Here is a 1,800-nt window from a genome sequence, read left to right as displayed (position 1 = left end):
GTGGTTGTGTTGCTAATCGTTAGGTGTTTAGTGCTGTAAAGGTTTTTGGTAACCGGTATAGGTAATAATGCATTTTCAGTTCGAACCATGTGCGCCACTTATGTTAATAACCCAATTAGAGTACACCTAATTGTGATTTAGTATCGTTGTGATTTTTTGTAGCGTACATCAAAATTTGCATCGCAAACTCTTTCGAAATTTGAATTTAAATTTTCCTTGTAGGTGGAAATTTTACCCACTTGGCATACACCATATGCCCTCATTCAAGCCCAATTAAAATACACTTTGGTGTTTCTGTTTAATTTAGAGGAACAAAGTTCGGTGTATTTACGATCAGTTTTATTGAATAATGAATAACTGGCGGCATAGCATGTGAAATGGTTCTTAATGATATAACTTTAAGTTGTTGATTTTAATTTTATTATTTTTATGGATTTTTTGAACAAAAAAGTGTCTATTTACCCAATTGGAATACACCATTCTCCGATGAAAGCCTTAGTATGCTTTGGTTGTTGCTATTATTAGATCTTTTAGGAGCTTAAAGATGGAGCTTACTGGCCCTAAGCTGTGCAAAACAGTTAAGTTTTGGCATGCCCCGGCAAAAGAAATTTTAATCGATGCTTGGAATAATACACGTCCAACAAATTGTGTAGTTGGTGAGACAAAATTTATAGCCACAAATGCGACTTACTACCTCAACTATAGTGCGTCTTTTCGTGCTAAATTTAGGTGTTAAGCACCTTAAAGGATTTAGTTTTGTTTGAATCTATAAGTTATGAGAATAAGGTTCATAAAGTTCTAAAAAAGGTTGCGCAACAGAGGATTGCAATAATATTACCAGGGAATGTACCTGTTATTGAACGTTGCGTAGGTAATGATGAGGCTACGCAAGCTTTACTTTTAACAGCTCAAATTCGAGGCTGGGTTGATGTTCTTTACGAGAATCTTCCTACTGGTAAAGTCGATGAAGATGGTCACCTATCTGCTGCTCCCTCTTTTGCAAATGTACAGACTCATTGGAAGCTTACTGATTCTGGCTGGGCCGCAATTCAAAGAAGACATCAAATGGCCCTTTTAAGTTTATTTATTGGATTGGTTAGTGTTCTTATCGGCATCAATGCATAAAAGTTATATTCATTCGCTTTGCACATTGAATGAATCAAACCTCTAGAGAACTGATTTAACATCAACTTGATAAAGTTACATTATCAAAATAGCGAGCCTGTGATGGCGGCTTCCAGTTTTTTGTAACGCTGATCAATCAGATAGTATTGCTCGCCGTTCTTCACTGCGAAGCTGCCAGATAAGTAGCCAATCGATTCCAACTTCTGAATACCAGTCTTAATTTTACGGTTTGCTTCTTTTTTGGTCGTTTCAAGCCTCAAACGCTCTCTAAGGCGCTCAAATGACACTGGGTGAGGATTCTCGGGTAAAGATGTGAAATACAAATACAGGCACTGTGCGACCTCTGCACGGGGCAATTTTTCCAATACTCGCAGACTAACCAACACCTGATAGTCTAACCGATACAGATCCCACAGGGTTTCATCGGCCATTAGCTCGACAATATCTTCTTCGCCATCATACATGGCCCGCAACAACATCCCCGTATGCACGGCCTTTTCAGTGTTTTTGCGTCTGAATGACAAACTTTGGCTTTGGATGCGCCCGAGTGAATCACCGATCTGTTTACGCAAGTTTTTATCAAAACGCCGGCTGGGATAACCGCAAAACTTAGCAAACTCTGAAAACGTCAGTTTGACCGTGTTGGAGGAATAACCGTACTTACTGAACACCAAC

2 protein-coding genes are annotated in these 1,800 nt (G+C 38.9%); one reads left to right on the top strand and one right to left on the bottom strand.

Going from position 1 to position 1,800, the window contains the following annotated elements; translation table 11 throughout:
* The first annotated feature begins 756 nt into the window (after positions 1-756).
* Complete coding sequence (locus FW758_RS24370) at positions 757-1,125, top strand: hypothetical protein (RefSeq protein WP_446446806.1); 369 nt, start codon at positions 757-759, stop codon at positions 1,123-1,125.
* 83 nt (positions 1,126-1,208) lie between these two features.
* Here FW758_RS24370 and FW758_RS24365 read toward each other — a convergent pair.
* A partial coding sequence (locus FW758_RS24365) for a RepB family plasmid replication initiator protein (protein ID WP_446446805.1) occupies positions 1,209-1,800 on the bottom strand: 592 nt, incomplete at its 5' end.

The organism is Shewanella sp. 1180_01 (assembly GCF_052850535.1).
This window is presented reverse-complemented; position numbering and strand designations above follow the sequence as displayed.